Source organism: Pseudomonas sp. NPDC087612, from assembly GCF_044743505.1.
Classification (GTDB): Bacteria; Pseudomonadota; Gammaproteobacteria; order Pseudomonadales; family Pseudomonadaceae; genus Aquipseudomonas.
Window position 1 is genome coordinate 1 of sequence record NZ_JBIUWO010000024.1, and the last position, 6,303, is coordinate 6,303.

Consider the following 6,303-nt stretch of genomic DNA (forward strand, 5'->3'; position numbering starts at 1 on the left):
CGGCATCGGCGAAGGTCATTTGCTTCATTGAAAAGCTCGGCGATTGGTGTCCGGGGATTTTGCCAAATCAGGAAGTCTTTTTCAGGATTTCCCTAAGTCCTGGCGAATAGACCCCTTTTCCTGCACGGTCAATGTCTTCTGCAATACGTATGTATGTGTGCATCAGCAGATACAGCGATTTGACATGCTCAACCGTTTTGTAATTCTGCCGACAACGGCTGACAGTGCGGCTTCCGACAATGGCAATCAGGCAAAGCATGGCGAATGTGGCTTTTTCCTCATCTGAGGATAACGAGTCGATGCGAGCTGCTAATGCCGGGATAGCATGCGCCGGCCCCACTCCAACCCACACGGCGTACCAGGTCGGCGCAATCTCCGAATTGAGCTCTTCTATGGCACGCTTGCTGGCGAGCTCGGCCAGTACCTCATCAACGACCGACGACTCCTGCACAATGCTCAGCATGAGCTGGAGCAACTCAAGGTCACTTATGTGCTGTGCCAGCCGGGCCATGAGCGGAGCAGCAAGCTCGTCGTACATCCAGCCCCCACTCCAGCGCAGTCTCTGTAGCACCCGATTGCCGCCTGACTCCAAACGTGGCGTATCCATCTCGTAATTGATTTCACGCAGTACGACTTCTTTGATAACTCGCGGGTGTAGCCCGAAAAGTCTGGGAAACCACTCCGGAAAGCCGTTCAGTTCAAGCAGCCCATAGCGAGCTGCGTACTCAGCGTTATCAGCGGACATCTGCGAGAAGCGAGATGGCTCCTCTTTGGCCTCAATAGCGAGCCCAGTCAACCCAAAAATCACCTGGTATGGGATCGAATTGGCAGGAGCCCCCTCGGATGGCAGAGTTGGGCAATAGCCCCGCCAGAAATTAACAGCGCCGGTACGAAACGCTTGGGCAACTGGCAGGCCGAACTCAGTTATGAGCGACTGCCAATTGCCGCTGCTCCAAGTATTTGACGACGATGAGCCCTCACGCATCTGTTCCATTAGGTAAGATTGGCTTAGAGTCATCACGCTTGGCTTGGGGCTATTTATCAGGGCCACTTCAGCGGCGAGCCCCTCCTGCCAAGAGCGACGACGCTCTGTCTCTTCAGCTTTTCGTTGGGCGGCTTCCTCTTTCCACTGAGCCTGCTTGATTTCCCACTCCTCAACTTTTCGCTCCGGTGGGTTTAACAAAATTTCAAGCTTCTCGCGAAGCTCGTCGTGGGCCTCAGTTGCTTGCCTGAGCTGAATCTCCCAAGAGGGTGGTTTCTCATGCTGTATGTAAATGTTGAAAGCCATACTGAGCGCCATCAGCCGATCATGAATATTCGTGAGGCTAGCGATGTGGTCGCAGGCGAGGCTAAAGTTTTGCCTATTCAGCGACCAGAATGGCCGAAAACCAAGCAGCTGCCAGACGTGAATTACAGGTTCCCCTCGATGCACTCGACCGTTACGAGCTAGTCCAACGTCATACCAGAACAGCTTGTAATCGAGCTCCGGCCAAGTAGGCACGATCTCCCGGAGTTTTTCTCCGAGCTCTCGAGTTTCTCGCTCATCATAAATGTGCGCTTGGGCCAGCTTGCTCAGAATCGCGAGGGCCGAGTCATCAATCGCAAACGGGGCTCGTGCCTGGAGCAAACGGAGCACTGCCATACCAGCTATCTCGGCTAGCCAGCCGTACCTCTTAGAGATAGCACTGAAACCGTGCTCTTCAGTTGGAGGCTTGTCTAAAAGCACACCGAGCCCGCATATGAGGGCTGGCAGGTTTTCTAGCGGACAATCCATTGCCAGGGAAGAAAGCTTCAACGCTAGGGTATCTCTACCGCTATAGTGCTCTTTCTTCGCACTAATCTCGATTGCCTGTAGCAGCCAAGGTAGCCATTGACTATCGAGCGCAAACCCATCAAGCAGCTCAGCTAACCATTCCCGGTTAACTTTGGAGTCTCCTGCCAGCAGCGCTAGGCGCACATCGGCTACATCCTGGGCCGTCCCCAGGTCGTTAACAGCTCGGATTGCTGCCAAACGAGTATGTTTGTGCTGAGCATCGAGGGCAAATTGCTTAGTCTCTGCAAGTGCACCCACCACCTCACCCTGCCATACCATTCTTAAAAGGAACCAGGCGATGTCATCGTTGGTACGGTAAAGCGTCAGTAGCTCTTTGATGTCTTCAGTGAGATCGTGGTGCGCGAATCGCTGTACGGCTGAATAGTCAGTCATCGTCCAACTATGAGCCGGCTGCGCCAAGTGCTCGCACGCTTTACGCAGCACCTTCCGACGTGTACTCAGTGGAAGCTGTCCAGGATCGCCTCCCTCAAAAAATACTTCCGGAGCAACCTCCTCTAGCCGTGTACAAATGGGCTCATCCAACAGCGCAAGCCAGGGCAAAACTGGACGCATCGAAGGATTGATAACCTCCAGCCCGTATTGTGTACAGAAGAACAAGTTCTCGATTTTGACCCGCGAACCTGCGCCACGTATCAGCTCGTGGAGCCATTCCGCTGTTAGGTATTCTCGGACAGTACGATGGTGAAAACGAACCGTTCCATAGATGCCCGGCTCGAAAATTGGTCGATTCAGCAAGGCTGCTGATTCTGTGTCATTCCAATCCGTCAGCACGTCGCGAATGGGAATCCCACGTTTATTGGTCTCACCATCAGGGACGCGGATCGCAGACGTTTGCCCTAATGTTGTTGCTGCTGCAATTAATCGCACGCCTTCTCTGAGCCTACCTGGAGCAATGGGCCTAGATTCGGCTCGATCTTGGTCACGCTCTTCAAGGCGGCGATTAATGCTGCTTTTCATGAGTTCCAAGCGCGAGCCTATTCGATGGTGCTCGAGCCAAAAGTCGACGAGTTCCAGGAAGTCTAGAGGGCGCGTGGTTAGTGACCATGCTTCCTTGCGCTCAACTGCGGAACGAAACGCTTTGATGTCTTGGACGCCAGTGGCATTTAAGAAGCGATCAATCTGCTCGTCATGGATGTCGTCCAACGTCACCAAGAGGAACGACGTATCTGGCTCCGTTTTGTATGGAACCGTTTGCACAACGTCCTCAAAACCATCAGTTGTTGTGGAAGGAGCTTGCCGAGCTACGGGCCCAAACGCAAAAGCCTTTTCACAGATCGCAAGATCCGTCTTTGCGCGCCATGCTGTGCTTCGTCCAGTGATGATTATGTGCGCCAGGGCCACAGTGTTTCGGGTCAATCGGCCAAGTCTTCGGATTGCGCGCTCGAAATCTTTCGGATCATTTAACCGAGCCTCGTCGACTGAATCCATCAGCAGCCAGCCCTCAGTGCCTGAATCGAGCCAGCTCTCGAACTCATCAAACGTCCCCACCTCGAAGGCGTCCTCCAAGTCTGAAGTGACGTTCTCAATACGTAGAAAGAATGAATTTTTGCCTTGGCTCCTGAGCTGGCAAGCAACGTTTCGGATCTCAGCAGTTTTACCTGATCCCGCCTCGGACAGCAGTATCACCCGATTATGAGTTAGCAAGTCAGGCCAGCGGAGCTCTCCCTGCCGGCTATGCCTACCGCTTAGGTCGACATCGTCAGACGCATCAGCATCAAGAGGGATTTTGGAGAAGGTGCGATCAAGGTCAATGAAGGCGTCCGAGTGCTTGGTCATAACGAGTCTCAAAGCAGGTCAGGAGCAGTCCAGACGAGGGCTGCAGAGGCTCCACCATCCTACTCGAATGCTGTCTCCGCCGGTGACCTGTGCTGGGAGATCGACTTGTATTCCGAATCCCATCATGGCGAGAGCGGCCTGATTGCTTTGACGTGTCATGGTGCTCACACCGCTCGATACCATCGAGAACATTACCTGATGAAGGCAGAGCTCAAAGCGCTGTGGTCACCTACTACCGCTTGGGGCTGGCGATCAGCGTGGAAACAGTGGCTGCGTCTGGCCGATGAAAGCGCAATACCGGCTCTGAAGCAGTTTGCCAAACGGCTGAAGGGCTACTGGCGTGGCATCCTGAGCAGGGTGCGGTGGCCTATGTCCGCGTTATACGCGGACGCCATCGGCCTTAATGCTGGAGTTCGGAAGGTGAGCGCCTTAGCCATAACCAGGATGCGTTGCGCGCCGCCGTCGAAGAGCTAGCCAAATGGGTTGGTGATCGAGGAGCAAGCAGTGTGGTAGGAAATGTGAACAGTGCTCTGACGACCCTCGACGACAACATCGATGTCGTGCGTAAGCGTTCTGTGGAAACGCACGTTTTTCGCGCACAGCATCAACAATTAAGGCTGGCTTAAGCTGGCCCGCTCATTATCCAGCACTTCCCCGCCCCCCGGCGGACTCAGCGCTAACAAGGAAACCGCGATGGCCTGGAAAAATACCGAATCCCGCTATGGCAGCCTCAGCATCGCCCTGCACTGGCTGATGCTAGTGATGATTGCCGGCCTGTATGCCTGCATCGAACTCAAGGGCAACTTTCCCAAGGGCAGCGACACCCGCGAGCTGCTCAAACAATGGCACTTCATGCTCGGGCTCGGGGTTTTCGCGCTGGTCTGGCTGCGCCTGTTCGCCCGCCTGATCGCCCCGACGCCAAACATCAAACCGGCACCACAAGGCTTGCAGCAAGCCCTCGGCAAGCTCATGCACCTGGCGCTCTACGCTCTGATGATCGGTGCGCCGCTGGCCGGTTGGTTGGTGCTCAGCGCGGCCGACAAGCCGATTCCGTTTTTTGGCCTGGAACTGCCCGCACTGATCGGCAAGAACCCGCCGCTGGCCGGCGAGATCAAGGAATGGCACGAACTGGCCGGCGTCGTCGGCTACTGGTTGATCGGCCTGCACGCCGCTGCCGCCCTGTTCCACCACTTCATCAGCCGCGACAACACCGTCGTGCGCATGCTCCCCGGTCGCGACTAAGCCGCCTTCGGCCTAGCAGTGGATGTCTGTAGGAGCCAGCTTGCTGGAGAAAGCTCTGCAACAAAAGGCATCGCCAGCTTGCTGGCTCCTACAAAAGCCCGACGCCCAACGAATCGCGAAGGCGGCACTCAAATTTCCACCTGGGTTCCCAGCTCTATCACCCAGTTCAACGGCAGGTTGAAGAAGCGCACGTTGCTGTTGGCGTTCTTCAATAGAAAGGCGAAAAAGCCCTCGCGCCAACGCGCCATGCCAATCCGCTTGGTCGAGATCACTGTCTCGCGGCGGAGGAAGTAGGTGCAGCGCATAGGGCTGAAATCCAGCCCGTCCAGGAGACGCAAACCCAGCGCCGCCGGCACGTCCGGCTCGTCCATAAAGCCGAAATGCAGTTGCACACGGTAAAAGCCCTCGCCGTAGGCTTCGACCTCGAAGCGCCGCTCCTGCGGCACTCGCGGCTCGCCTTCGGCCACCACCGTCAGCAGCACTACCGTCTGGTGCATCACCTGGTTGTGCAGCAGGTTGTGCAACAGCACGTGGGGCACGCCGTAGGTGCGCGCGGTGAGGAAAATCGCCCTGCCCTGCGCCCGGTGCGGCGGTTGCGCGCGGATGCTCATGATGAACACCGGCAACGGCCAGGCGCCCTCGTCGAGACGCTCGAGCAGCAACTGACGGCCGCGCTTCCTGGTGTTCATGAGGATGAACAGCACTATCCCCGCCAGCACCGGAAAGGCGCCGCCCTGCAACACCTTCGGCAGGTTAGCGACGAAGAACAGGCCGTCGACCAGCAGAAACGCCAGCAACACTGGCATCGCCAACAGCGGCGGCCACTTCCACAGCAACAGCATCACCGCCGAGGCCAGCAACGTTGTGATCAGCATGGTGCCGGTCACCGCCACGCCATAGGCCGCCGCCAAGGCATCGGAAGATCCGAAACCGATAGCTATTAAAAAGCCCCCATTAGGGGGCTTTAGCAAGCAGCCGAAGAGTGTGTTACTGGGCGAGCCAGCCTTCCACCACGTCAGCGCCATACTGAGCTTTCCACTCTTTCAGCAGCTTGTGGTTGCCACCCTTGGTCTCAATGATCTCGCCATTGTGCGGGTTCTTATACCGCTTCACCTGACGAGCACGACGCGGGGCCTTCTCAACGGCAGCAGGAGCTGCAGAGCCGCGGTTAGCTTGAGGATCCAATAGATTAATGACATTGCGCAGGCTGTAGCCGTACTCGGCCAGCAGCTCACGCAGCTTGGTCTCAAACTGGATTTCTTTCTGCAGTTCGGAGCTGCCCTTAAGTGCTTCAAGCTCAGCGAGCTGGGTGGCAAGCTGCTGCTCAAGCTGACGAAACTCGGCCAAACGAGACATAGTGTAGTGGTCTAATGAAACCGGACACCCATTTAGGCGAGAATGCTCGCCATAGAGAGGTGTCTGATGACCAAGCAACGTCGTACCTTTACCCC

The 6,303-nt window shown here is 56.2% G+C and carries 3 protein-coding genes and 2 pseudogenes; 2 read left to right on the top strand and 3 right to left on the bottom strand.

Annotated elements, in window-relative coordinates; all coding sequences use genetic code 11:
• Positions 1-88 precede the first annotated feature (88 nt).
• Positions 89-3,610, bottom strand: a pseudogene (locus tag ACIOVF_RS27910) (NACHT domain-containing protein); the annotation flags it as partial.
• On the opposite strand from ACIOVF_RS27910, the gene ACIOVF_RS27915 reads away from it, so the two are divergent.
• Together ACIOVF_RS27915 and ACIOVF_RS27920 are read left to right on the top strand one after the other, a co-directional pair.
• Positions 3,599-4,084 carry a transposase gene (locus ACIOVF_RS27915; protein WP_401294193.1) on the top strand — a complete coding sequence of 162 codons (486 nt, stop codon included), beginning with the start codon at positions 3,599-3,601 and terminating at the stop codon, positions 4,082-4,084. The pseudogene ACIOVF_RS27910 and the gene ACIOVF_RS27915 overlap by 12 nt on opposite strands.
• Before the next feature lie 219 nt (positions 4,085-4,303).
• Positions 4,304-4,852: a cytochrome b gene (locus tag ACIOVF_RS27920; protein ID WP_203585595.1), complete on the top strand. Its 549-nt coding sequence runs from the start codon at positions 4,304-4,306 to the stop codon at positions 4,850-4,852.
• Positions 4,853-4,980: 128 nt separating this feature from the next.
• Here the strand turns inward: ACIOVF_RS27920 and ACIOVF_RS27925 are convergent.
• Both ACIOVF_RS27925 and ACIOVF_RS27930 read right to left on the bottom strand, forming a co-directional pair.
• A pseudogene (locus ACIOVF_RS27925) lies at positions 4,981-5,790 on the bottom strand (KUP/HAK/KT family potassium transporter); the annotation flags it as partial.
• 49 nt (positions 5,791-5,839) lie between these two features.
• Positions 5,840-6,208: a histone-like nucleoid-structuring protein, MvaT/MvaU family gene (locus ACIOVF_RS27930; protein WP_401294196.1), complete on the bottom strand. Its 369-nt coding sequence runs from the start codon at positions 6,206-6,208 to the stop codon at positions 5,840-5,842.
• Between the last annotated feature and the right edge of the window lie 95 nt (positions 6,209-6,303).

Bases quoted from the DNA above. Each gene is read 5' to 3' on its own strand.
- ACIOVF_RS27920 (WP_203585595.1), top strand. From the start codon at position 4,304: ATGGCCTGGAAAAATACCGAATCCCGCTATGGCAGCCTCAGCATCGCC.
- ACIOVF_RS27930 (WP_401294196.1), bottom strand. From the start codon at position 6,208: ATGTCTCGTTTGGCCGAGTTTCGTCAGCTTGAGCAGCAGCTTGCCACC.